Genomic DNA, 23,471 nt, shown 5'->3' on the forward strand with positions numbered 1-23,471 from the left:
TCGGCATTACGCCGAACGGCGCCATGCAGGCCGACTCTGCCACTCGTGCCTCACTGCTTCCAATCGACCCGGCGTGAACTTCAGCCACACGGGTCACAGCAGACGCGGGGAACCACCCTCAGCAGGGTGACTCGATCACGGTCAGTTGACCTTGCGGTCGAGGTCGGCCCAGTACGGCTCGCGCAGCTTGAACTTCTGCACCTTGCCGGTGGCGGTGCGCGGGATGGCGTCGCGGAACTCGACCGACGTCGGCGCCTTGTAGCCGGCGAGCCGGGCCTTGCAGTGCGCGATCAGCTCCGCCTCCGTCACCTCGGCGCCCTCGGCCCGCACGACCAGCGCCTTGATCGTCTCGCCCCACTTGTCGTGCGGCACCCCGATGACCGCCGCCTCGGCCACCGCCGGGTGGGCGAACAGGGCGTCCTCCACCTCGATGGACGACACGTTCTCGCCGCCGGTGATGATCACGTCCTTCTTGCGGTCGGAGATCGTCAGGTGGCCCTCGTCGTCCAGCTCGCCGCCGTCGCCGGTGTGGAACCAGCCGTCCTCCAACGCCTGGGCGCTGGCCTCGGGGTTCTCCCAGTAGCCCGCCATGACGACGTTCCCGCGGGCCAGCACCTCGCCGGTCCCGGACACCTTCAGCCGCACGCCGAGCCCCGGCGCGCCGGCCCGGGACAGCTTGCGCGCCCGTTCCGCCGGCGGCAGCTCGTCGTCGGCCGGTCGGGTGCGGTTGAAGGTCAGCAGCGGTGACGTCTCGGTCAGGCCGTAGAGCTGCAGGAACTCCCAGCCGAGCTCCTCGCCGACGCGGGCGATGGTGCGGCTGGGCGGCGGCGCGCCGGCGCAGATGACGCGGACCCGGTCGCGGCCGGGGACCTCGCCGTCCCGGTCCTGCGCGGCGTCCAGCACGGCGTTCCACACGGCGGGCGCCCCGCACATCAGGGTGACGCCGTGGTCGCGGACCCGGTTGAGGATCTCCGTGCCGTCGACCTTGCGCAGCACGACCTGCGGCACGCCGAGCCCGGCCAGGCCGTAGGGCATGCCCCAGCCGTTGCAGTGGAACATCGGGAGGACGTGCATGTACACGTCCCGCTCCCAGACGCGGGCGTGCATGGCGAACGTGACGGCGTTGATCCAGATGTTGCGGTGGGTCATCTGGACGCCCTTGGGCCGGGCGGTCGTGCCGGAGGTGTAGTTGATCGTGGCGGTGGCGTCCTCGTCCGGCTCGCGCCAGGGTCGCGGCTCGGTGTCGAAGCGCATCAGCTCGGTCTCGGTCTGCTCGCCGAGCACGAAGCGGTGCCGCGCGGTGACGCCGTCCAGCTCCAGTTCGGGGTCGACGAGCAGCGCGGACGCGCCGCTGTGCTCGACGATGTAGGACACCTCGTCGGGCCGCAGCCGGAAGTTCACCGGCACCGCGATGCGGCCGGTGGCGGGCACCGCGTGCAGCAGTTCGAGCAGCCGGGCCGAGTTGTGGCTGACCACGGCGACCCGCTCGCCCTCGCCGAGGCCGAGCGCGTCGAACCCGGCCTGCCAGGCGCGGACGCGGGTGGCGAACTCGCCGTAGGTCGACCTCGGCACGGGTGCGGCGGGCTGGACGGGCTCGTCGACGGAGGCCGTGGTGTCGGCGAAGACCTGCTCCGCCCGGTGGAGGAAATCGGCGACAGTCAGGGGTACGCGCATACGAGGTGACCTTATTTACCCGCCACCGCCCCGGCTACCTCCACGTCACCCGGTCGTCAGCACGAACCTCCGGTTCACCGGCTGCACCGGGCGGGGGTGGTCGGCGTGCGTGCGGACGAAGGCGCGCAGGGCCGGGTCCTCCACCTGGACCGGCCGGTCCATCACGACCCAGCTGACGATCTCGTCGAACTCGCCCGTGGTCAGCGAGCCCTCGTAGCGGTGGAAGCCGCCGCCCGGGAAGAGCGCCGGCAGGTCGATGCCGCTGGGCGGCTTCCCCTCCGACGGGCCCGGCTCGCCGAGGTCGACGAACACCGCCACCACGCACGCCCGCAGCGCCTCGTCCGCCCTCAGGTGCACGGCGTGCATCTCCGCGCCGCGCGCCCGGCCGCGCACCCAGTGCTCGCTCGGCCGGTGGAAGTGGAGGTTGTCGAGCCGGAACTCCTGCCCGCCCAAGCACACCAGGTGCTCGCCCCTCGGCCGGAACCGCCAACCGTGGCCCTCTTCCCGGGCGCTGAACTGGTCGGCCCGCCAGCGCACGTCCACCTCGTCGACCAGCCCTGGCACCACCACCGCGTCACGGAGGTTGATCGGTGACTGTTGACTCCCCATGCGGTCACCCTTGCACCGCACTGCGCTCACGTACGGGTGGTTGACCGCCACGATCGGGTGCTTCACCAGGTGCTGGGGTCGCCCCACGTGCGGATCGGGCCGGTCGCCACCACGGGCACGGCGGCCAGTTCCGGCAGCGCCGACGCGGCCGGCTCGCGCACCACCGCCGCCGCCAGCGCGTCGTACGGCGTCGGGTCCAGCGCGCAGATCACCACCGACGCGCCCGCCTTCGCCGCCAGCGGCACCAACCCCGCGGCCGGCTCGACCACGAGCGACGTCCCGGCCACCAGCATCACGTCGCAGTCCAGCACGGCCATCCGCGCCGCGCGCAGCACGTCGTCGGGCACGGGCTCGCCGAACGCGACCGCCGCCGGCCGCAGGACCCCGCCGCACGCGGTGCAGCCCGGCGGGACCTCGCCGCCGCGAACCCGCGCCAGCGCGTCGCCCATCGCGCTGACCGCCCCGCATGAGACGCACACCACACGTGCCATCGAGCCGTGCAGCTCGATCACCGCGGACCCTGCCCGCTGGTGCAGGCCGTCGACGTTCTGCGTCAGCAGCGACCGCACCCGCCCGGCCCGCTGCAACCCGGCCAGCGCGCGGTGCGCGGCGTTCGGCTCGGCCGTCCACATCGGATCGTCCAGCCAGGATTCCCACGCCTCCCGCCGCACGCGCGCCGACGTCAGGAACGCCGACGCGTCGAACCGGAACCGCACGACCCCCGACTCCAGCGACACGCCCGCGCCGGTGAGCGCGGTGATGCGCCGCGCGAAGGCCATCACGTCCCGTGCACTCATGTCACCACCGTCCCACACGCCTGCGAGCATGTGGTCGTGCGCGGAACACGTCGGGGGAGCCGACCATGAGACGAGTGTCGGGGGAGCCGACGATCAGACGCTGGACGGGCGCGGTGCTCGGAGTTATCGGTTTGGTCACGGCCGTGACGGGCTTCTTCCTGCCCTGGCTGCGCTCCGGCACGGTCACGCGGACCAGTTACGAGGTGCTCGCTCTGCGTGGTTTCGCCGGGTTGAACGGTGTGCCGGGCGAGATCGTGCGCGGCGTGTGGGTGGCACTCACCCCGTTGGCGGTGTGCTGCGTGGTGCTTTGGGCGGTGCGTTTTCACCGGATCGCGGCATGGCTCGCACTAGTGTTTGGCACGATTGCGGGAACGGTGGCGGCACTTGCCGCCGTCCAAGGGGGCAACGAGGCGGCACTGGTCGGGATCAGCCTGACCGGACCGGTGGCCACCCTCGGTGGTGCTGTGCTGGGGATCGCCGGGGCGATCACCGTGCTCACCGCGAAATCCCGCACAGCGATCAGCACTCCAGGAGGAGCACCGTGACGTACCCAGGTGGCGGCGGAGGCGAATGGCCACCGCAGAACAACCCGTACGGCCAGCCGCAGCAGGGGGGCTACCAGCAGGGGCCGCAGCAGGGCGGCTACCCCCAGCAGGGTGGTTACCCGCAGCAGGGCGGCTACCCGCAGACCGGGCCCCAGCCGCAGCAGGGCTTCCCCCAGCAGGGCTTCCCGCAGACGGGCCCGCAGGGCTTCCAGCAGCCGGGTTACCAACAGGAGTTCGGCCAGCCCTACGGCCAGGGGCCGTCCGGCTTCTCGGGTGGCGAGCCGCCGAAGAAGAAGCGCACCGGCCTGGTCGTCACCGCCGTCGTGGCCGTCCTCGCGCTGGCCGCCGGCACCGTCGCCACGGTGTGGGCGCTGCGCAGCTCCGACGACGTGGCCGCCGGCTCCGAGAGCCCGTCCACCGCGGCGAACAACCTGCTCAGCGCGCTGGGCAGCGGTGACGTCCTGGGCATCATGAACGGCCTGGCGCCCGCCGAGGCGAAGCTGAGCAAGGACTACACCGAGGCCACGATCAGCGAGGCCAAGCGGCTGGAGATCCTGAAGAAGGACGCGGACCCGAACAAGCTCAGCGGCGTCCAGATCAAGAGCGAGGGCATCAAGTTCGACGACGCCGCCGCGGAGAAGGTCAACGACCGCCTGACGATCAACAAGGTGGTCGAGGGCAAGATCACGATCACCTCGGACGTCAAGCAGATCCCGTTGACCGACAAGCTGGTCGACGCGCTCGGCGCGCAGCTGGACAAGGCCGGCACCGAGACCGACACGATCGACTTCGCCAAGGAGAAGGCCGACCGCGACGGCAAGCCGATCGGCATCGCCACCATCAAGGTCGGCGACGAGTGGTACCCGAGCCTCTTCTACACCATCGCGAACGCCGCGCTGGAGCAGGAGGACCTGAAGTGGCCCGCCCAGGGCATCGCGCCGGCCGGCGCGGGCTCGGCGAACGACGCCGCGAAGCAGATGGTCGAGAAGGCGCTCGACGGCGACGTCAAGGGCGTGATCGCGCTGCTGCCGCCGGACGAGATGGGCGTGCTGCAGGACGTCGGCCCGGTCATCCTGGACCAGATGGGCAAGACCTCCGCCTCGGGCGCGAAGCTGATCGAGCTGGAGACGGACTCGAAGGACGTCTCCGGCGGCAAGCTGCTCACGATCCGCAAGCTGGTGGTCGAGGCCGAGGGCGAGACCGTCGAGGTCAGCCGGGACGGTGACTGCTACAGCGCCACCGTCCAGGGCCAGACGCAGCGGCTGTGCGCGGACGAGATCACGCAGCTGGTCGAGCAGCAGGGCGGGCGGAACATCCCGTCGGCCGCGATCGACGTGATCGCCCGGATCGGCGCGCAGGTGCTGAAGGACGGCGTCGGCGTGGTCGCCACCGAGGTCGACGGCAAGTGGTACGTCAGCCCGTTCCGCACGTACAGCGAGCTGTTCCTGACGCTGATGCGCGGCCTGGAGCCGAAGGACATCGACGAGCTGATCAAGGCGATCAAGTAAGTCGCACCGCACCGGAACGCTCCGCAGGGGTCCCCGCCAAGGGGGCCCTGGAGTCGGACCGGCTTACCGAAGGTTGCGCCGTGAGGGCCTGGGTCCGGTATTCGACCGGACCCAGGCCCTCAAGCGTGGTGGCGATGCCGCACCAGTCGTTAGCTCCAAGCGATCCGCGACGCTGCAACGCAGTCTCGGTGCTGTCGAGCCGCTTTCCGCGCCTTCATCACGACTGCAATCCCCTTCGCCGCATTCGACGGTCTTGACGTCACGGATCTTTGCCTGTGCTCAAAGCTGCTGCGGAGACCTGGTTGTCTCCGATGCCGTCCGCGAAGATACACCGTCAGAAGTTTTCGTTCCTGGTTCCGGCGAGGCCATCGAGTTGTCGCCGCATGCGTTCGGCGTCAGCGTCACGGCCCTGTTCCTTGTACAGCTCCAGAGCTTCCAGCCACATAGTACGAGCTTGCTCGCGCTGTCCAAGCGCGGCGTGAGGGTGGCCGATGCGGTCAAATGTATCCGCGATGTCAAAAGTATGACCGAGAGTGCGGTACAGGGTGAGGGCTTGCCGGTAATGATCGAGCGCCTGCTCTTGGTCGCCGGTGCGGTGGGCGATGAACCCTAGGGTGTCCAGTGTGAGGGCCTCGCTGTCGGGATTGTGATGATGTCTGCTCAGGGTGAGAGCGGCGCTGCAATGTTCACGGGCGGTGTCGAAGTCACCTAGACGCGCGGCGTACCGCGCCACCTGGTTGTAGCCGTAGGCTTCCCACTCTGGTCGACCGAGGGTACGAAGAAGGTCGAGGGATTGTCTGGCGTGGCTCAGGGCCTGCCGTTCGTTTCCCTCTCGTCCCCAGGTGACCGCCAGCACTTCGTGGGCATACGCTTGATCGATCGGGTCACAGTCGCGCACCGCCAATTCGAGGGCCCGGTACAGATGCCCGATGGCCTCCTTATGCAGGTTCAGCCGAGCATAGGCGTGGCCGAGATGTCGGTGGGTGCGGCCGGTAGCAGGATCGGGCAGGTGGTCGGCGGCGTCCAACGCGGTCTGCCATACGGCAAGAGCGTCGCGCCAGTGCCCCCGTCTGCGGTGGAAGGTGTGCAGTGTCCAGGCAATGTGCCAGACGATGTCGTGGCGTCCGAGGGCGGCAGCGGCGAGTTGGGTGGCGAGCAGAGTGGTGTGCTCTCCCTTGAACCAGGCCGTCGCAGTCGCGGAGTCGGGCAATGGGAGCGGATGAACGCCGCTCACGGGCGGAGCACGGTGGACAAGCTGACGGTGGGGGTCCAAGAGGTGATCGGCGGCGAAAGCAGTGTGCAGGTGGAAATCCATAGCCCGCTGGAGGGCCGCCGACCGCACATGATCGGGGCAGGTCGTGGGCGATGGTGGCGGCATAGGCGCGAACCAGGTCGTGCATCACGTACCGGACTCCTGGTCGCCGTTCGAGCAGCGACGCATCCTCCAGCGCAGCCAACGCCCTGCGGGTGGGGGCGGCGGGTAGGCCGATGAGGGCCGCGGTGGCGGGTGGGGTGGTGTCAGGGCCGGGGGCGATCCCGAGCAAGGCGAACACGGTGCGTTGCTGTTCGGTGAGCCGGCGCAGGGACCAGGAGAGCACGGTGGGCAGACTCGCGGCCGGATCGGTGTCGTGGTCGAGCATCTCCAGCCCAAGCTCGCGCAGCTCGGCGGCGACCTCGGCCAGTGGGCTCTCGGGTCGGGTGCCGGCGGTGCGGGCGATGATCGACAACGCGAGCGGGTGGCCTCCACACAACTCGATCAACTCGTCCACGGCCTCGGGTGCGGTGATGACGCGGTCCGTGCCGACGCGGTCGGTCAGCAGGGCACGGGCCTCGTCACCGGCGAGGACGGACAAGGGCAGGTGGCGGGCACCGTGTCGGTCGATCAGCGAGGCGAGCCGGTGGCGGCCGGTCACCAGCACAGTGCAGGTCGGCGAGCCGGGCAGCAGGGGGGTGACCTGCTCAGCGGTGGCGGCGTTGTCCAGCACAACCAGCATCCGGCGTCCCGCGACCAGGCTCCGGTACAGCGCGGCCTGGGCATCGAGGCCATTCGGAATGCGGCCGGGGTCAACCTCCAAGGCGTCGAGAAACCCGCGCACCGCCACCGCTGGATTCAGCGGCTCGCCCGCAGGACTGAAGCCGTGCAGGTCCACGAACAGTTGACCGTCAGAAAAACGATCGAGGTTGCGGTATGCCCAGGTCAGGGCGAGCCAGGTCTTGCCGATGCCGCCGGCTCCGCCGATCGCCGAAACCAGCACCGTTGCCCCCGCTGTGGCGGGGTATGCAGCGATAAGGGAGCTGTCCAACAGAGCCAGTTCCGCTGTCCGTCCGGCGAACAGACCCGGAGCCGCAGGTAGTTGCCGCGGCACGACCGGCGGAGGAGGTGGTGGTGCGGGGTGCAGGTGCACCCCGCCGTGCACCACACCGGCCTGTACCACTGGGCCGACCACCGACGACACCACGTTCGCTGCCGACCCACCACCAGACCGCTCGGCATGCTGATCCAGCTTGTCCGGGTCGGGCGTCGACATCGGGCCACCGTCCACCACCGACCCGCACCTTCGTCCGCGAAGGTGCGGACATCACCCGGTCGTACGAGCCAAGTTCCGCACAGTGAGGACCGTCCTCGACGATCGGCCGGCATCACACATGGTGACGACGCCTCCAGTCCGATCAGCTGGTCGGTCTCGCGCCAACACTCGTCCCACGTCATGCAGGCACCGCAGCCTCGGAAGGCCGCCAGGCCCGCCTGTCAGCGTGCACCAGGCAAGGCACGCTGCACCCTGGGCACGGCTCCGGCAGTTGGTAGGTCCGGCGGTTCACGTCGAGCACCTGCAGCCAAGGTGACCGCTGATCTTATTTGCCGGCGGGGTCCGACAATTCCGGCTGGCGAGCGCTGTGGAGACCCTCGCGAGCACTGGCCGATGTTCCGGCACGGACAACCGGGCGTCGAGCAGGTGAACCAGGCCGACCGCGCCGAGCTGCGACGACACAACCCGCTCCCGACCACCCACAACGGTCGGTTGTACGCCCATAGGCTCGAGCCGTGGACACGGAAGCGCTGCGGTCGTTCGTGCGGGCGGCCGAGCTCGGGCAGTTGGGGCACGCCGCCGCGGAGCTGGGGGTCACGCAGCAGGCGGTCTCCAAGCGGGTTGCCTCGTTGGAGCGCGAGCTCGGGGTCAGCCTGTTCACCCGCACCGCCCGCGGGGTCGAGTTGACGCTCGACGGGCAGGCGTTCCTCCCCCACGCCCGGACCGTCGTCGCCGGCGTCGACCGCGCGGTCACGGCGGTCCGGCCCGGTTCCCGGGCACTCCGGGTCGACGTCCTCGGGCTGCGCAGCGCGCAGGCGGTCGTCCTGCACGACTACTGGCGCTCGCGTCCCGGCACCAACCTCGACGTGGTGACCCTCAGGGTCGACGACCCGCGCCTGGCGGTCGCCGCGGTCGAGTCGGGCGAGGTGGACGCCTCGTTCCGCGCGGTCACCGAGCGGGCCGCGCTGCCGCGCGAAGTGCGGATGGTCCACGCGTTCGACTCGCCGCTGGAACTCCTCGTCGGCCCGAGGCACCCCCTGGCCGCCGCGCGCAGCCTCACCCCGACCCGGCTGCGCGAGCACCGGATCTGGGTGCCGGGCATCGCGCCGCGCAGCGAGTGGGCGGTGTTCTACGACGAGCTCACCACCGACTTCGACCTCCGCGTCGACGCGGCGGGCCCGAACTTCGGCAACGAGGTGCTCCAGGACACCCTCGCGGACTCCGCGGAGGTGGCGACCCTCGTCGGCGCGCGCGACCGGTACACCTGGCCGACGCACTACGACCTGCGCCGCATCCCGATCGTCGAGCCGACGATCGCCTACCCGCTCTCCCTCCTGCTGCCGGCCGCGAATCCCCACCCGGGACTCCGGCCGGTCATCGACCACCTCCACCGCCTGCCCACGCCGCCCGGGCCCGTCTGGCGCCCGTCGTGGGCACTGGCGGCACCCCGCACGGCACCACGATGAGGAAGCGACCAGCCATGCGCGACGACCGCCTCGTGCGCATCCACAGCGCCGAGTTCCGGGCGATGTCCGAGCGGGTCCTGCGGGCCACCGAGCTCACCTCCCGCCTCAACGTGCTGCCGTTCGAGGACGAAGCGGGCAAGGCGGAGCTGTTCGCCGCGATCCTCGGCCGGCCGCTGCCGGACGGGGTCACCATCTACCCGCCCTTCTACACCGACCACGGCCTTCGCCTGGAGCTCGCCGGACGCGTGTTCATCAACCAGAACTGCACGTTCCTGGACTACGCCGGCATCCGGCTCGGCGAGCGCGTGATGGTCGGGCCGAAGGCCACGTTCATCACCGTCGGCCACCCGGTCGACCCCGAGGAGCGACGGGGGTGGCTCAGCGGCGGGCCCATCGACGTGGCGGAGAACGTGTGGATCGGCGCCGGCGCGACGATCCTGCCCGGCGTCACGATCGGGCGCGACGCCGTGATCGCCGCCGGCGCGGTCGTGGCCGACGACGTGCCGCCGGCGAGCCTGGTGACCGGCGCGAAGGCCGCGGTCCGCCGGCGGTGGTGACGACCGGCCGGCCACGACCGCTAGCCGCGACGGGGACCCACCGCGGAGCCGAGCCAGGTCGCGGCGGCCACGAACAGCACCGCGACCACGCCCGAGAGCGCCAGCGCGGACGGGACGCCGTCGTCGTGCGACAGCGCCCACAGCACGTTGCCGACCGGCGGGGTGCGGCCGAACAGGAACACCAGCACGACCAGCGCCGTCGCGGCGAGGACCGACCAGCCGGCCTGCGTGATCACCGGGCGGCTGCACAGCACGCCGACGCCCACGCCGACCAGCGCGCACACCGCCAACCCGGCGAAACCCTGCGCGACCGTGCCGAGCGGGTACGGGCGGGGTTGCGTCAGGACCGGGGCCACCGCGGCGACCAGGGCCACGCCCAGCGCCCCGAGCACGGCCAACGCGGTCACGGCGGCCTGCGCGCGGGCCCAGCCCCCCGCGGTCACCACGGTCATCGTCCGCCGCACGGGGTCCTCCGCGGTCGCGACGACCACGGTCAGCCACACCGACACCGGGTAGACCAGCACGCACGTGCCGGCGTACGCGGGCAGCGGCGGGCCGGCGTCGGAGGCGTAGAGCATCCCGAGCACGGCCACGAGCAGCAGCAACGGCGGCAGCCAGCGCTGCGTGCGCAGCACGTCGACCAGCAGGTACCGCACCAGCGCCGTCACGACCGCACGCTCCGCACCGAGCAGCCGAGCCGCAGCGCCTCGGCCAGCACGCCGTCGCTGAACCCGGCCCGCACCTCGACCCGCGCGCCGTCGCCGACCCCGTGCGCCGCGAACACCCCTTCCAGCGCGCTGATCTGCGCCAACGCCTCCCCCACCCGGTCGAGCTCGATCACCACGCCACCGGGTCGTACCGCGCCGAGCACCACCTCGCGGGCGCCCGGCAGGTCGTGCCCGTGGTGGTCGGTCAGCACGACGGCGGCCCGCGACGAGGTCACCAGCTCGCCGAGCACCGCGCCCGCGGCGGCGTCCAGCCCGGACCACGGCTCGTCGAGCACCAGCAGGTCGGTCGCGTGCAACGCCTGCGCGACCGCGACCTTCTGCGTGTTGCCCTTGGACAGGGTGGCCATCGGCGCGTCCGGGTCGCCGACGAACCCCAGCGCCTCCACCAGCTCCCACCGCACCGGCACGCCGCGCACGGCGGCGAGGTGGCGCAGGTAGTCACGGGCGGACAGCTTCACCCCGGTCGGGAACCGCTCCGGGGCGTACCCGACCGACGCGCCGCGGCTCACCCGGCCGGTCGTCGGCGCGGTCACGCCCGCCGCGACGCGCAGCAGCGTCGACTTGCCGGCGCCGTTGCCGCCGCGCAGCACCACCACTTCACCCGGCCGCACGGCGAGCGTGACGTCGCGCAACACCCACGGGCCGCGGCCGTAGCGCTTGCCGATTCGATCAAGACGCACCACGGGTGTGATGATGCCCCGATCAAGGTAGGGCCGGGTTGAAGCGGAATACAGGACACGCGTACTGTTTGGGGTGAGAGGGCATCGCACCCGCGGGTGCGGGAGACTCGGCAGTAGTTCCCCTACCGACTTTGCGCGTCACCAGATGGAGTTTCACGTGACTGCACCAGCGAGCAAGGACAGCTTCGGCGCCCGCGGCACGCTCACCGTCGGCGACGCCTCGTACGAGGTGTTCCGGCTGAGCGCGGTCGACGGCGCCGAGCGCCTGCCGTACAGCTTGAAGATCCTGCTGGAGAACCTCCTGCGGACCGAGGACGGCGTGAACATCACCGCCGACCACGTGCGTGCGCTGGGCAGCTGGGATCCCTCGGCCGAGCCGGACACCGAGATCCAGTTCACGCCCGCCCGCGTGGTGATGCAGGACTTCACCGGCGTGCCGTGCGTGGTCGACCTGGCCACCATGCGCGAGGCCGTCACCCAGCTGGGCGGCGACCCGACGAAGGTCAACCCGCTGGCCCCCGCCGAGCTGGTCATCGACCACTCGGTGATCGCCGACATCTTCGGCCGGCCGGACGCGTTCGAGCTGAACGTGGACCTGGAGTACCAGCGCAACAAGGAGCGCTACCAGTTCCTGCGCTGGGGCCAGACCGCGTTCGACGAGTTCAAGGTCGTCCCGCCGGGCACCGGCATCGTGCACCAGGTCAACATCGAGCACCTGGCCCGCGTGGTGATGGTCCGCGGCGGCCAGGCCTACCCGGACACGCTGGTCGGCACCGACAGCCACACCACCATGGTCAACGGCATCGGCGTGCTCGGCTGGGGCGTCGGCGGCATCGAGGCCGAGGCGGCCATGCTCGGCCAGCCGGTCTCCATGCTGATCCCGCGCGTGGTCGGCTTCAAGCTGCACGGCGAGCTGCCCGCCGGCGCGACCGCGACCGACCTGGTGCTCACGATCACCGAGATGCTGCGCAAGCAGGGCGTGGTCGGCAAGTTCGTCGAGTTCTACGGCTCGGGCGTCGGTGCGGTGCCGCTGGCCAACCGCGCCACCATCGGCAACATGAGCCCGGAGTTCGGCTCGACCTGCGCGATCTTCCCGATCGACGGCGAGACCATCGACTACCTGAAGCTGACCGGCCGTTCCGCCGAGCAGCTGGCGCTGGTCGAGGCCTACGCCAAGGAGCAGGGCCTGTGGCACGACCCGGCCGCCGAGCCGGTGTACTCCGAGACGCTGGAGCTGGACCTGTCGACGGTCGTGCCGTCGATCGCGGGCCCGAAGCGCCCGCAGGACCGCATCGAGCTGACCGACGCCAAGGAGGCGTTCCGGCAGGCGCTCGGCTCCTACGTCGCGCACACCGACGGCGTGGAGAACTCGCCGGTCGACGAGGCGTCCGAGGAGTCGTTCCCGGCCAGCGACTCGCCCGCGCTGAGCAACGGTGACGCGGGCGGCAAGCCGCACGTGTTCCAGTCCGCCGCCGAGGGCGCGGAGGGCCGGCCGTCCAAGCCGGTCAAGGTCACGCTGGACGGCGCGGAGTTCGAGCTGGACCACGGCGCGGTGGCGATCGCCGCGATCACGTCGTGCACCAACACGTCGAACCCGTCGGTGATGCTCGGCGCGGCGCTGCTGGCGAAGAAGGCCGTGGAGAAGGGCCTGGAGCGCAAGCCGTGGGTCAAGACGACCCTCGCGCCGGGCTCCAAGGTCGTCATGGACTACTACGAGCGCGCCGGGCTGCTGCCGTACCTGGAGAAGCTGGGCTTCCACCTGGTCGGCTACGGCTGCACCACGTGCATCGGCAACTCGGGCCCGCTGCAGGACGAGATCTCGGCGGGCATCAACCAGGGCGACCTGGCCGCGGTGTCGGTGCTGTCGGGCAACCGGAACTTCGAGGGCCGGATCAACCCGGACATCAAGATGAACTACCTCGCGTCCCCGCCGCTGGTGGTGGCGTACGCGCTGGCCGGTTCGATGGACAAGGACATCACCACCGAGCCGCTCGGCAAGGACCAGGACGGCAAGCCCGTGTACCTGGCCGACATCTGGCCGTCGCCGCAGGAGATCTCGGAGGTCGTCGCGTCGGCGATCTCGCCGGAGGGCTTCACCGCGGGCTACGCCGACGTGTTCGCAGGCGACCAGCGCTGGCAGTCGCTGCCCACGCCGACCGGCAAGACGTTCGAGTGGGACCCGCAGTCGACGTACGTGCGCAAGCCCCCGTACTTCGAGGGCATGGAGATGGAGCCGTCGCCGGTCACGGAGATCAGCGGCGCGCGCGTGCTGGCGCTGCTCGGCGACTCGGTCACCACCGACCACATCTCGCCCGCCGGCGCGATCAAGGCGGACTCGCCCGCGGGCAAGTACCTGACCGAGCACGGCGTCGAGCGCAAGGACTTCAACTCCTACGGTTCCCGGCGCGGCAACCACGAGGTGATGATCCGGGGCACGTTCGCCAACATCCGGCTGCGCAACCTGCTGCTGGACGACGTGCAGGGCGGCTTCACCCGCAACTTCCTGGAGGAGGGCGCGCCGCAGACCACGATCTACGACGCGTCCGAGGCCTACGCCGCGGCGGGCGTCCCGCTGGTCGTGCTGGCGGGCAAGGAGTACGGCTCGGGCTCGTCGCGCGACTGGGCCGCGAAGGGCACCTCGCTGCTCGGCGTGCGCGCCGTGATCGCCGAGTCGTTCGAGCGCATCCACCGGTCGAACCTGATCGGCATGGGCGTGCTGCCGCTGCAGTTCCCCGAGGGTTCGACGGCGGCGTCGCTCGGCCTGGACGGCACGGAGACCTTCGACTTCACCGGCATCACCGCGCTGAACGACGGCGACACGCCGCGCACGGTGCACGTGGTGGCGGCGAAGGCGGACGGCTCGAAGGTGGAGTTCGACGCGGTGGTCCGCATCGACACGCCGGGTGAGGCCGACTACTACCGCAACGGCGGCATCATGCAGTACGTGCTGCGCAAGATGGTGCGCGGCTAGTCCGCGTCACGTGCCGGGGCCGTCCACCTCCGGGTGGGCGGCCCCGTCGCGTTACACCCCTTCGCGTTCGACCCCTTGCTCTTCGGCCGCGGCGCGGAAGGCGTCGTAGGTGGCGCGGTCGAAGAGGACGAAGCGGACGGCGAGGTCCGCCGGGGCGTCGGCGACGGCGGACAGGGCGATCCGGGCGGCGGAGGCGACCGGCCAGCGGTAGACGCCGGTGGAGATGGCCGGGAACGCGATGGAGGTGGCGCCGAGGTCGGCGGCCACGCGCAGCGCGTTGCGGTGGCAGTCGGCCAGCAGGGCCGAGCGGTCCTCCGCGGCCGACCAGACCGGGCCGACGGTGTGCACGACCCACTTGGCCGGCAGGCGGCCCGCCGTCGTGGCCACCGCCTGGCCGGTCCGGAGGCCGCCGCCGTAGTGGCCCGCCCGCAGCTCGCGGCACGCGGCGAGGATCTCCGGGCCGCCCTTGCGGTGGATCGCGCCGTCCACACCGCCGCCGCCGAGCAGGGACGAGTTCGCGGCGTTCACCACGACGTCGACGTGCTGCTCCGTGATGTCCCCGAGGACGAACCCGATCCGCGCCATGCCGATCAGTGTCCCACCGCTCGGGCATGCGCTCCGGGACGCTGTGCCGCCGCATTGTCGTCACAATTCAAGTTTCGTCCGTAACGATCCGCAGATCGAAAACGACCGATGATTCTTATTACCCCGATCGGGTGAACCGATTGCTCTTTCGCAAAATTTGCGTTTAACCTCTCCATGCCGACGCTTCCGAGTCGCACGGCAGTGTCATTCGGTCGGATCTTCGCTGGTCCGCACCTGTTCGGGGACTGACTTACCCGGCTTCGCCGGAATGCGCGAACGTGACTCCAGAGGGGATTTCACGTCTCGTCGGCGCGCACGAGGAGGTGCGAATCAGAATGCACATCACCACTCGAAGACGGGCTTGCGGCGTGACCGCGATCCTGTTGGCCGCACTCGCGGCCCCACTCGCCACGACCACCGGCGCGGCAGCCGCGGGAGGCACCGTCACCGGGACCAAGGCACTGGGGGTGACGGACATCGCCTGCGGCGGTTCGGTCCCGGTCACCGTGACGCTCGACGCCGAGACCGGCATCGCGGGCAACCCGGTCGACATCGAACTGGTCCTCGACCGGTCCGGCAGCATGCAGGGGGCGATCGGCGACCTGAAGGCCGCCGCGAAGTCGTTCGTGGACATCATCGACGAGGCCACCGACGGCTCGCTGGACGGCGTGGTCGCCAACGGCAGCCGCATCGGCGTGGTCAGCTTCGCCGACGGCGCCTCCGTCGACACCCCGCTGTCGTCCGACGCGAACGCCGCCAAGTCCGCCATCGACGCCCTGGTCGCGTCCGGCGGCACGAACCACTCGGCGGCCATCACCACCGGGCAGGCGCAGCTGGCCGGCTCGGAGCCCACGAACGAGAAGATCATGGTCATCATGACCGACGGCCAGACGACCGTGGGTCCCGACGCGAGCCCCGCGGCCGCGGCGGCGCGCAACGCCGGCACCGAGATCTTCGGCATCGGCCTCGGCTCCGTCGACTCGGCCGAGATCCAGGACTGGACCACGGACCCCGACGCCACGCACTACTACGAGGCGCCGACCCCGGCCCAGTTGCAGGAGGTCTTCGAGGCGATCGGCGCGGCCATCGTGGTGCCCGCGGCGACCGGCGTGACCGTGGTCGACACGGTGTCGCCGCAGTTCTCGGTCGGCGGCGCGGCGGTGGCCAAGGGCGCGGTCGCCCAGAACGGCAACCAGCTCACCTGGACCATCGACGAGCTCGGCACCGAGACGGTGACGATGACGTTCACCGCGACCCACCTCCCGGCCACCGGTGGCGGCGTGCTGGCGGTCAACCCGACCGTCGCCTACACCGACGCCGAGGGCCACGTCGTGACGTTCGGCAACCCGACGGTGAACGTGCGCGGGTGCGCCGCGGCCATCGACGTGGAGCCCGAGCACGAGGTCAACGAGCTGGGCACGCCCGGCCAGACGCACACCGTGACCGCGACCGTCACCGACGACTTCGGCGACCCGGTGGCGAACGTCCCGGTCGACTTCTCGATCCTCAGCGGCCCGAACGCGGGCGGCGCCGGCAACGGCAACACCTCCGCCGCGGGCGCGGTCGACTTCACCTACCCGGCCGCGCAGGGCCTCGCGGGCCTCGGCCAGGACTCGATCCGCGGCTGCTTCACCCACGCCGCCGGCCACCAGGTGTGCGACGACGTGCTGAAGGACTGGGTCGACACCACTCCCCCGGTCGTGACGTGCGAGCCGACCAACAACCCGGGCGGCGGCAACGAGCCACCGGCCGACAACGAGGACGGGTTCTTCATCCTCTCCGCGACCGACGCGGTGGACCCGGACCCGCAGGTCTTCGTGTCCGACTCGGCCAGCCCGGCGGTCTTCGGCGGGTTCCCGACCGGCACCAAGATCAAGCTGGTGCAGGCCCCTGGCGCGACGCCCAACCAGAAGCCCGGCGTCGGTGACATCGACTGGCGCATCACGCTCAAGGGCGACGCGCTCGTCTACGGCGTGGACGCCTCGGGCAACCAGTCGGCTCCCGTGAGCTGCCTGGTCCCGCCGCCGCCGAAGTAGCGGTTACCGCGAGACCGTGAGGGGCGTCCACACCCGGGGCGCCCCTCACGCCCGCTCACCCCACGATCGGCCCGAGGTAGCCGCGCAGCACCTTCTTCAGCTCCTGCACCAACGCCGGGCGCTCGCCCTCCTCGGCCGAGACGATCATCGGGATCAGCCCGCCGAACAGCCGCATGGTCACCTGCGCGGTGCGGGCGCGGTCGGCGGCGGGCAGGTCCGGGCGCCGCGCGGCCAGCACCGCGTCGATCCGCCCGAAGACCGCCGCGTGCACGGCCCTGGTCGGCGCGGCCAGCTGCTCGGGCATGTCCGACCGGCCGAACAGGGCCTTGAAGCCGGGGTTGGCCACGTTCACCGCCACCATCGGCCCCGCCATCCGGTCGATCAGCTCGTCCAGCGGCAGGTGCGCGAGCTCGGGCGTCAACGCGCCGTGCGCCGACCGCAGCTGCTCCAGGTACCGGTCGGCCAGCGCCTGCGCGATGGCCTCCTTGTTGCCGTAGAACTGGTACAGCGTGCCCGGCGACACGCCCGCCCGCGCGGCGATGGCGTTGGTCGTCGCGGCCTCGTAGCCGACCTCCGCGAAGACGGCCGCCGCCGCGTCCTGCAGTTCGGCCATCCGCCGCTCGCCCCGCGCCTGCCGGCGCACCACCTTCGGCTCCACGGGCACCACCTTCTCACTCGTTGACAAACACGAGCAATCACTCGTACTTTTGCGACACGAGCGATCGCTCGCATTTTATGCGACACCTAGTCGAGGAGAACCCCGTGCACCTGCTGGGGCGTTTCGCCGTGCGCCGGCGACGCTTGGTCCTGGTCGTCGCCGCGCTGGTCGCGGCGGCCGCCGCCGTCGTGGGCAGCGGCGCGTTGTCGGCCCTGTCGCTGTCCCGCTTCGAGGCGCCCGGCACGGAGTCGCTGCGCGCGGCCGAGGTGCTGGCCGAGGAGTTCGGCACCGGCAACCCCAACCTGACCCTGCTGGTCACGGCGCGCGGCGGCGACGTGGACGACCCGCGCACCGCCGACCGGGCCCGCGCGCTGGCCGCCGAGCTCGCGCCGGACGTGCGGCAGGTCGAGTCCTACTGGGACCGTCGCAGCCCGGCCCTGCGGTCCGAGGACGGCGGCCAGGCGTTGATCCTGGCCTGGGTGCCCGGCAGCGCCACCGACGCGCGGGCCGCCATCGCCGGCCTCTCCGAGCGGTTCACCCGCGCCGACGACGTGATCGAGGTGGGTGTCGGCGGGCAGGACGAGGTGTTCCGCCAGGTCGGCGCCCAGGCCGCGCGGGACTTCCTGCGCGCCGAGGCGATCGTGGTGCCGGTGGTGCTGCTCCTGCTGGTGCTCCTGTACCGGCGCGTGTCGCTGGCGTTGACCACGCTCGGCATCGGGCTGTTCGCGATGGTCGGCACGCTCGCCGCGTTGCGCGGCCTCACGCGCTTCACCGAGGTGTCGACGTTCGCCGCGAACATCACGCTGGTCATGGGCCTGGCCCTGGGCGTGGACTACTGCCTGTTCGTCATCGCCCGCTACCGGGAGGAGCTCGCCGGCGGCGCGACCGTGCCGGCGGCCGTCGAACGGGCGGTCGCGACGGCCGGGCGCACGGTCCTGTTCAGCGGCCTCACGGTGGCCGCGTCGCTGGCGATGCTCGTGCTGTTCCCCTTCCCGTTCCTGCGTTCCTTCGCCTACGCGGGCGTGCTGGTGGTGGGTCTGTCCGTGCTGGGCGCGCTCGTCGTCCTGCCCGCGGCCCTGGCGTGCCTGAAGCCGCACCCGGCGACCGAGCGCGCCACCGGTTTCTGGGCGCGGACGGCGAACGCGGTGATGAACCGCCCGCTGCTGGTCGGCGGCGCGGCGCTGGCGTTGCTGCTCCTGCTCGCCGCGCCGGTGCTGGGCCTGCGGGTCGGCCTGCCCGACGACCGGGTCCTGCCGGCGGACGCGTCCAGCCGGGTGGTGCAGGAGGAGATCCGCGCCGGCTTCGGCCAGGAGCAGACCGACGCCATCCGCGTGATCGCGAAGGACGTCCAGGGGAACGACGACTACGCGGCACGGCTCGGCGACGTGCCCGGCATCGTGCAGGTGGACGTCACCACCAACGGCTACGGCACCACGTGGTCGGCGATCCCGTCCCAGGAAGCGCTCTCCGGCGACGTGCCGGCGCTGGTCCAGCGGGTGCGCGCGCTGGAGCCGGACTACCTCGTCGGCGGCTACCCGGCCGAGCTGGCCGACTTCCGCGACGCCCTCACCGACCGGGTGCCGCTGGTGGTGGGCCTGATCCTGGCGATCACGTTCGTGCTGCTGTTCCTGATGACGGGCAGCGTCCTGCTGCCGGTGAAGGCGACCGCGCTGAACCTGCTCAGCCTGGCCGTGATGTTCGGCGTGGTGGTGTGGGGCTTCCAGGAGGGCAACCTGGCGCACCTGCTCGGCTTCACGCCCACCGGCACGGTCGAGCCGAGCATCCCGATCCTGATGTTCTGCATCGCGTACGGCCTGTCCATGGACTACGAGGTGTTCATGGTGTCCCGCATCGCCGAAGAGCACGCCCGCACCGGTGACGACCGGGCCGCCGTCACCGCCGGGATCCAGCGCAGCGCGCCGTTGATCACGGCCGCCGCCGCGATCCTGGCCCTGTCGTTCGCCGCGTACACCACGGGCCGCGTGATGTACCTGCAGATGCTGGGCGCGGGGCTGGCGGTGGCGATCGCCGTGGACGCGACGCTCGTGCGCGCCGTGCTGGTGCCCGCGTTGATGCGGCTGGCCGGACGCGCCAACTGGTGGGCGCCGGCGTGGCTGCGCCGCGTGCACCTCCGGTTCGGCCTCTCGGAGGGCCGCTAGGGTTGCGCCCTTATGGGGGCCGTCGTGGACACGGGAACCGTGTGGTGGAAGACCTTGTGGGCGTTGCCGGTGCTGGTCGGGCTCGTCCTCCCGCTCTGGGAGGACGGCCCGCCGCTGGACGTCTCGCTCCCGCTGGTGATCGCCGGTTTGCTGGTGAAGGCGCGCGAGGCGCACGCCGAGCGGCCCGGCGCCTGGTTCCCGTTGCTGGTGACCGGGTCGACCGCGTTCGCGCTGACGTCGGCGGCCGGGTCGTGGTTCTCCGTCGGGGTGACCGCGTTCGACCTGTGGCAGTTCCTGCTCGGCGTGGTGGTGGCCGTCGGGCTGGGGATCTGGGCGTGGCGTGCGCGCGGCTACGTCGTCGCGGTCACGGCGGTGGGATACCTGGCCGCCGTCTGGCACTTCCGCCAGGAACCGGTCGAGGAGTTCGGCTGGTTCGCCTACGCGCCGCTGACCTCGCCCATCCCGGTCGTGCCCGCGTTCGACTTCCCGCCCCACCCGGAGCTGGTGGTCCTGGCCGGTGCGGTGCTCGCGCACACCAGGGTCGACCGGGTGCGGCCGTGGCACGTGGTGGCGATCGTCGGGCTGCTCGGCTCGTTGTGGCACTACAGCGCGCTCGCGCTGGTGGTCGCGGCGGTGGTGGTCGCCGCCTACGACCTGAACGCCCGCCGTCCCGGCGCGTGGTACCCGCTGCTGCTGGTCGGCATCGGCTTGGCGGTGTGGCCGGTCGTGGACCGGGTGTTCCTGACGCCGGAACTCCCCGCGATGCTCGCGAACGCGCCCGGCGGGCGGAACGAGACCGGCGGGATCGAAGGCGTCGCCATCGCCGTGGCGGTCGGTCCGTGGGTCGACTACGACGAGCTGTTCCTGGCGTTCGTCGTCGCGATCGGGCTGGCGGTGTGGTCGTGGCGGCGCCGGAGCCCGATCGTGCTGCTCACCGCCGTCGTCTACCTGGGCCTGACCTGGCTGCGCACCACGCCCGTGCCGACGGAGCTGGTGGTCCTGGCGGGTGCGGCCGTCGCCTTCGCGACGACGGCCGCACCCGGAGCCACTAGAACGGCTGGGCGTTCGGCTGGAACACCTGGCCGTCCGCCGGGGCCTTGAGGTTCACCAGGTAGTCGGTCACCAAGGTGTCGACACCCGCGCTGTCGCCGAGGATGCAGTGCCCGAACGCGTCCACGCTGAGCAGGCGCGCGTTGCCGAGCTGTCGGTCCATGCGCTTGCTGAACTCGTACTGCGTGGCCGGGTCGTAGTAGTTGCCCACGACGACGATCGGGTTCGGCGTGCGCTTGTTCCACGGCCCCGACCAGCGGTCCGGGAAGGGCGCCGGCCAGGTCGCGCACGTGAGCAGGTCGGACGCGGCCTGCATGCGGCCGAACGTCGGCGACTCCCGCTCCCACTTCGCGGCCACCGCCGGGAACAGCTGCGGCACCCGGAGGAACGGCTTGTCCGTGCAGTTCACGCCGTAGTACGAGTCGTCGGCCAGGTACTCGGTGTCACCCGTGAGCCCGGCGCGGACGTCGGCCAGACCGCGCTTGTTCGCCAACGGCGGCAGCAGGTCGGCCTGCTCCTGCGCGGAGAACGTGGCGGCGCCGGGGTGCAGCACGGCGTGGATGCTCTGCAACCACGCGGCCAGCGCCTTGAAGCGGGTCGGCGCGTACAGGTCACCGGCGACCCGGCCGATGTAGCCGTCGTAGGTCACGACCTGGTTGGTGGGCAGCGTGATCGAGCGGGTGCGCAGGTGGTCGCGCACCTCGTCGAACTTGGCCCGCGGGTCGCCGTCGCTGTAGGCGCACTTGTCGCCCTCGGCGTCGCAGCGCTTGAGGAACGCGTCCAGCGCGAGCTCGAAGCCCCGCGCGCGCTGGCGGTCGTACTCCGCGCCGTCGGAGGTGCGCAGCGCCGGGTCGACGTTGCCGTCCAGCACGAGGGCGCGCGACTTCGACGGGAAGATGTTGGCGTAGGTCGCGCCGAGCAGCGTGCCGTAGGAGAAGCCGACGAACGTGAGCTGCCGGTCGCCCACGCCCTGCCGCAGCAGGTCGAGGTCACGGGCGACGGCCTCGGTGGACATGTGGTTCAGCAACGGGCCGGCGTTGCGCGCGCACGCGTCGGTGTAGTCCTCGGTCGCGTCCGTGGTGTCGCGGATCTCGGTGCGGGTGACCGGGATGCCGGACATGCGGCCGAAGACCTCGTTGGCCTCTTCGAGGGTCTTGAAGCAGCGCAACGGCGAGCTGCGGCCGACGCCGCGGGGGTCGAACCCGATCAGGTCGAACCGGTTCATGACCTCCGGCTGGAAGAACGAGCTGCCGTAGGCGGAGTAGATCAGGCCGGCGCCGCCCGGGCCGCCGGGGTTGATGAACAGCGAGCCGACCTTGTTCGCCTGGTCGTCGGCCGGGCGCTTCATCAGCGCGATGGTGATCTTGGCCCCGTCGGGCTTGCGGTGGTCCAGCGGCACGGGGTGGTTCGCGCAGCTGACCTTGTCGCGCTGCGCGGCCGGGATCTCGTCCAGGACGTCCTGGGCGCAGGCCGCCCACTGGACGGGGGTGGCGCCTCGCGCTTCCTGTGCGGCGGCGGTGCCGGTTCCCACGAGACCGGACACCGCCGTGCCCACGGCCAGCGCGAGGACCAGCGCTCTGTTACGGAGTTGCATGCGGTAGCGCTCCCTCGGTTCACTCGACGTCGCCCCTCAGTGACACCGCGACGTCATCGCGCGAGGCTTTCACTCGATCGTGTCTGGCAACACCCGCAGAACGGAGGATTCGTGGCCTACGGACGGTTCATGCCGGGCTTGGTGCTGGCCGAGCGGTTCTACCGGGAGGCGGTCGAACCGCTGGTCCGGACGCACTTCGGCGAGGTGCCGCACAGCGCGGGCCGGCTCGGCTCCGGTTCGGAGGTGCTCGGCTTCGACACCGAACGGTCCGCCGACCACGAATGGGGGCCGCGCCTGCAGCTGTTCCTCGACCCGGACGACACCCGGGCCGACGACATCTCGACGGCGCTGGCCGAGCACCTGCCCAAGGTGTTCCTCGGGTATCCCACGCACTTCGTCGGCACGGACGACGACGGCGTCGGGCGGATGGCCGTGACGGACGGGCCGGTGCGCCACCGGGTGGAGGCCGTCGACGCGGCCACGTGGTTCGACCGGCGGTTGGGGTTCGACCCGCGCCGCGGCGTGACCGTGCGGGACTGGTTGGGCGCGCCGACGCAGCGGTTGGCGGAGACGACGGCCGGCGCGGTGTTCCACGACGGGCTCGGGGTGCTGACGGTGGCACGGGAGGCGTTGCGGTGGTACCCGGACGACGTGTGGCGGCACGTGCCGGCGTGCCAGTGGTCGCGCGTCGCGGAGGAGGAGGCGTTCGTCGGGCGGTGCGGCGAGGTCGGCGACGAGCTGGGGTCGGCCGTGGTCGCGGCCAGGCTGACCCGTGACCTGATGCGGTTGCGGCTGCTGCTGGACCGGCGCTACCCGCCGTACGACAAGTGGCTCGGCAGCGCGTTCGCCCGCTACGCCGACCTCGTGCCGGTGCTGCGGGCCGCGGTGGCGGCGACCGACTGGCGTGCGCGGGAGGACCACCTGGCCGTGGCGTACGAGCGGATCGCCGCGCGGTGCAACGACCTCGGCCTGGCCGAACCGGTCGACCCGACCACCCGCCCGTACCACGACCGCCCGTTCCGGGTGCTGCGCGCCGACCGCTTCACCACCGCCCTGCGCGCCGCGATCACCGACCCGGAGGTGGCCGCCCTGCCGCTGCTCGGCGCGATCGACCAGTGCGCCGACAGCACCGCCGTGCTCGAACACCCCGCCCGGAGCCGGAAGCTGGTGGGCTAGCCGGGACCCCGTCCGACGACGCGGTGGTCCCGTGCCCGGCGCCGGGCCCCGGCCCCCCCCCCCACCCCCAGCCCCCCGCGGGCGGCCCCGGCCCGGGGGAGGCCCCCGCCCAAGCGGTGCCCCAACCGGAGACGGGCAAGCCCCCCGGCG

At 71.6% G+C, this 23,471-nt stretch carries 19 protein-coding genes; 10 read left to right on the forward strand and 9 right to left on the reverse strand.

Going from position 1 to position 23,471, the window contains the following annotated elements; all coding sequences use genetic code 11:
* Nucleotides 1-141: 141 nt before the first annotated feature.
* The 3 genes from AB0I91_RS12085 to AB0I91_RS12095 form a co-directional block, all read right to left on the reverse strand.
* A complete protein-coding gene (locus AB0I91_RS12085) occupies nt 142-1,674 on the reverse strand; it encodes an AMP-binding protein (protein ID WP_499636690.1) in 1,533 nt (510 codons plus the stop codon).
* Between the two features lie 45 nt (nt 1,675-1,719).
* Nucleotides 1,720-2,283, reverse strand: coding sequence for a carbonic anhydrase family protein (locus AB0I91_RS12090; RefSeq protein ID WP_498785314.1), 564 nt, complete (start codon nt 2,281-2,283; stop codon nt 1,720-1,722).
* A gap of 62 nt (nt 2,284-2,345) precedes the next feature.
* Complete coding sequence (locus tag AB0I91_RS12095; RefSeq protein ID WP_499636692.1) at nt 2,346-3,080, reverse strand: SIR2 family NAD-dependent protein deacylase; 735 nt, start codon at nt 3,078-3,080, stop codon at nt 2,346-2,348.
* 74 nt (nt 3,081-3,154) lie between these two features.
* On the opposite strand from AB0I91_RS12095, the gene AB0I91_RS12100 reads away from it, so the two are divergent.
* A complete protein-coding gene (locus AB0I91_RS12100) occupies nt 3,155-3,625 on the forward strand; it encodes a hypothetical protein (RefSeq protein WP_499636694.1) in 471 nt (156 codons plus the stop codon).
* Nucleotides 3,622-5,133 carry a flagellar basal body protein FliL gene (locus AB0I91_RS12105; protein WP_499613486.1) on the forward strand — a complete coding sequence of 504 codons (1,512 nt, stop codon included), beginning with the start codon at nt 3,622-3,624 and terminating at the stop codon, nt 5,131-5,133. The genes AB0I91_RS12100 and AB0I91_RS12105 overlap by 4 nt, the downstream gene beginning before the upstream one ends.
* A gap of 334 nt (nt 5,134-5,467) precedes the next feature.
* Here AB0I91_RS12105 and AB0I91_RS12110 read toward each other — a convergent pair whose 3' ends face one another.
* A complete protein-coding gene (locus AB0I91_RS12110) occupies nt 5,468-6,448 on the reverse strand; it encodes a tetratricopeptide repeat protein (RefSeq protein WP_499636696.1) in 981 nt (326 codons plus the stop codon).
* A 313-nt stretch (nt 6,449-6,761) separates the two neighbouring features.
* Here AB0I91_RS12110 and AB0I91_RS12115 point away from each other — a divergent pair, with 313 nt between their 5' ends.
* The 3 genes from AB0I91_RS12115 (at nt 6,762) to AB0I91_RS12125 (ending at nt 9,684) form a co-directional block, all read left to right on the forward strand.
* Nucleotides 6,762-7,487, forward strand: a complete 726-nt coding sequence (locus AB0I91_RS12115) for a hypothetical protein (RefSeq protein WP_499636698.1) — start codon at nt 6,762-6,764, stop codon at nt 7,485-7,487.
* Between the two features lie 689 nt (nt 7,488-8,176).
* Nucleotides 8,177-9,127: a LysR family transcriptional regulator gene (locus tag AB0I91_RS12120; RefSeq protein ID WP_498785321.1), complete on the forward strand. Its 951-nt coding sequence runs from the start codon at nt 8,177-8,179 to the stop codon at nt 9,125-9,127.
* 14 nt (nt 9,128-9,141) lie between these two features.
* Nucleotides 9,142-9,684 (forward strand): DapH/DapD/GlmU-related protein, encoded by a 543-nt coding sequence (locus AB0I91_RS12125; RefSeq protein ID WP_498785323.1) that lies wholly within the window; start codon nt 9,142-9,144, stop codon nt 9,682-9,684.
* Nucleotides 9,685-9,704: 20 nt separating this feature from the next.
* Here the strand turns inward: AB0I91_RS12125 and AB0I91_RS12130 are convergent, their stop codons facing one another.
* Both AB0I91_RS12130 and AB0I91_RS12135 read right to left on the reverse strand, forming a co-directional pair.
* Nucleotides 9,705-10,352: a hypothetical protein gene (locus AB0I91_RS12130; protein WP_498785325.1), complete on the reverse strand. Its 648-nt coding sequence runs from the start codon at nt 10,350-10,352 to the stop codon at nt 9,705-9,707.
* Nucleotides 10,349-11,092 (reverse strand): ABC transporter ATP-binding protein, encoded by a 744-nt coding sequence (locus AB0I91_RS12135; protein WP_498785327.1) that lies wholly within the window; start codon nt 11,090-11,092, stop codon nt 10,349-10,351. The genes AB0I91_RS12130 and AB0I91_RS12135 overlap by 4 nt, the downstream gene beginning before the upstream one ends.
* 145 nt (nt 11,093-11,237) lie before the next feature.
* Between AB0I91_RS12135 and AB0I91_RS12140 the strand changes: the two genes are divergently transcribed.
* The gene (locus AB0I91_RS12140; RefSeq protein ID WP_498785329.1) at nt 11,238-14,063 is read left to right on the forward strand and encodes an aconitate hydratase; all 2,826 of its coding nucleotides are present in this window, start codon (nt 11,238-11,240) and stop codon (nt 14,061-14,063) included.
* 51 nt (nt 14,064-14,114) lie between these two features.
* Here the strand turns inward: AB0I91_RS12140 and AB0I91_RS12145 are convergent, their stop codons facing one another.
* Entirely contained in the window at nt 14,115-14,648 is a 534-nt protein-coding gene (locus tag AB0I91_RS12145; RefSeq protein ID WP_498785331.1) for an O-acetyl-ADP-ribose deacetylase, read from the reverse strand.
* Nucleotides 14,649-15,016: 368 nt separating this feature from the next.
* Between AB0I91_RS12145 and AB0I91_RS12150 the strand changes: the two genes are divergently transcribed.
* Nucleotides 15,017-16,684: a vWA domain-containing protein gene (locus AB0I91_RS12150; RefSeq protein ID WP_499636700.1), complete on the forward strand. Its 1,668-nt coding sequence runs from the start codon at nt 15,017-15,019 to the stop codon at nt 16,682-16,684.
* A gap of 55 nt (nt 16,685-16,739) precedes the next feature.
* Here the strand turns inward: AB0I91_RS12150 and AB0I91_RS12155 are convergent, their stop codons facing one another.
* Complete coding sequence (locus AB0I91_RS12155; RefSeq protein ID WP_498785335.1) at nt 16,740-17,342, reverse strand: TetR/AcrR family transcriptional regulator; 603 nt, start codon at nt 17,340-17,342, stop codon at nt 16,740-16,742.
* 77 nt (nt 17,343-17,419) lie between these two features.
* On the opposite strand from AB0I91_RS12155, the gene AB0I91_RS12160 reads away from it, so the two are divergent.
* On the forward strand, nt 17,420-19,501 hold the full coding sequence (locus AB0I91_RS12160) for an MMPL family transporter (RefSeq protein ID WP_499636702.1): 2,082 nt from the start codon (nt 17,420-17,422) through the stop codon (nt 19,499-19,501).
* A 24-nt stretch (nt 19,502-19,525) separates the two neighbouring features.
* The gene (locus AB0I91_RS12165; protein WP_499636704.1) at nt 19,526-20,602 is read left to right on the forward strand and encodes a hypothetical protein; all 1,077 of its coding nucleotides are present in this window, start codon (nt 19,526-19,528) and stop codon (nt 20,600-20,602) included.
* Here the strand turns inward: AB0I91_RS12165 and AB0I91_RS12170 are convergent.
* Nucleotides 20,550-22,145, reverse strand: coding sequence for an alpha/beta hydrolase (locus tag AB0I91_RS12170; protein WP_498785342.1), 1,596 nt, complete (start codon nt 22,143-22,145; stop codon nt 20,550-20,552). The genes AB0I91_RS12165 and AB0I91_RS12170 overlap by 53 nt on opposite strands.
* Nucleotides 22,146-22,256: 111 nt before the next feature.
* On the opposite strand from AB0I91_RS12170, the gene AB0I91_RS12175 reads away from it, so the two are divergent.
* A complete protein-coding gene (locus AB0I91_RS12175) occupies nt 22,257-23,321 on the forward strand; it encodes a DUF4037 domain-containing protein (protein ID WP_499636706.1) in 1,065 nt (354 codons plus the stop codon).
* The last annotated feature ends 150 nt before the right edge of the window (nt 23,322-23,471 follow it).

Source organism: Actinosynnema sp. NPDC049800 (assembly GCF_040656635.1).
Taxonomy (GTDB): domain Bacteria; phylum Actinomycetota; class Actinomycetes; order Mycobacteriales; family Pseudonocardiaceae; genus Actinosynnema.

What these genes read in the sequence shown, in the direction of transcription:
- AB0I91_RS12085 (WP_499636690.1), bottom strand. Translation starts at nt 1,674, where the DNA reads ATGCGCGTACCCCTGACTGTCGCCGATTTCCTCCACCGGGCGGAGCAG.
- AB0I91_RS12090 (WP_498785314.1), bottom strand. Translation starts at nt 2,283, where the DNA reads ATGGGGAGTCAACAGTCACCGATCAACCTCCGTGACGCGGTGGTGGTG.
- AB0I91_RS12095 (WP_499636692.1), bottom strand. Translation starts at nt 3,080, where the DNA reads ATGAGTGCACGGGACGTGATGGCCTTCGCGCGGCGCATCACCGCGCTC.
- AB0I91_RS12110 (WP_499636696.1), bottom strand. Translation starts at nt 6,448, where the DNA reads ATGGATTTCCACCTGCACACTGCTTTCGCCGCCGATCACCTCTTGGAC.
- AB0I91_RS12125 (WP_498785323.1), top strand. Translation starts at nt 9,142, where the DNA reads ATGCGCGACGACCGCCTCGTGCGCATCCACAGCGCCGAGTTCCGGGCG.
- AB0I91_RS12140 (WP_498785329.1), top strand. Translation starts at nt 11,238, where the DNA reads ATGGAGTTTCACGTGACTGCACCAGCGAGCAAGGACAGCTTCGGCGCC.
- AB0I91_RS12145 (WP_498785331.1), bottom strand. Translation starts at nt 14,648, where the DNA reads ATGGCGCGGATCGGGTTCGTCCTCGGGGACATCACGGAGCAGCACGTC.
- AB0I91_RS12160 (WP_499636702.1), top strand. Translation starts at nt 17,420, where the DNA reads ATGCGACACCTAGTCGAGGAGAACCCCGTGCACCTGCTGGGGCGTTTC.
- AB0I91_RS12170 (WP_498785342.1), bottom strand. Translation starts at nt 22,145, where the DNA reads ATGCAACTCCGTAACAGAGCGCTGGTCCTCGCGCTGGCCGTGGGCACG.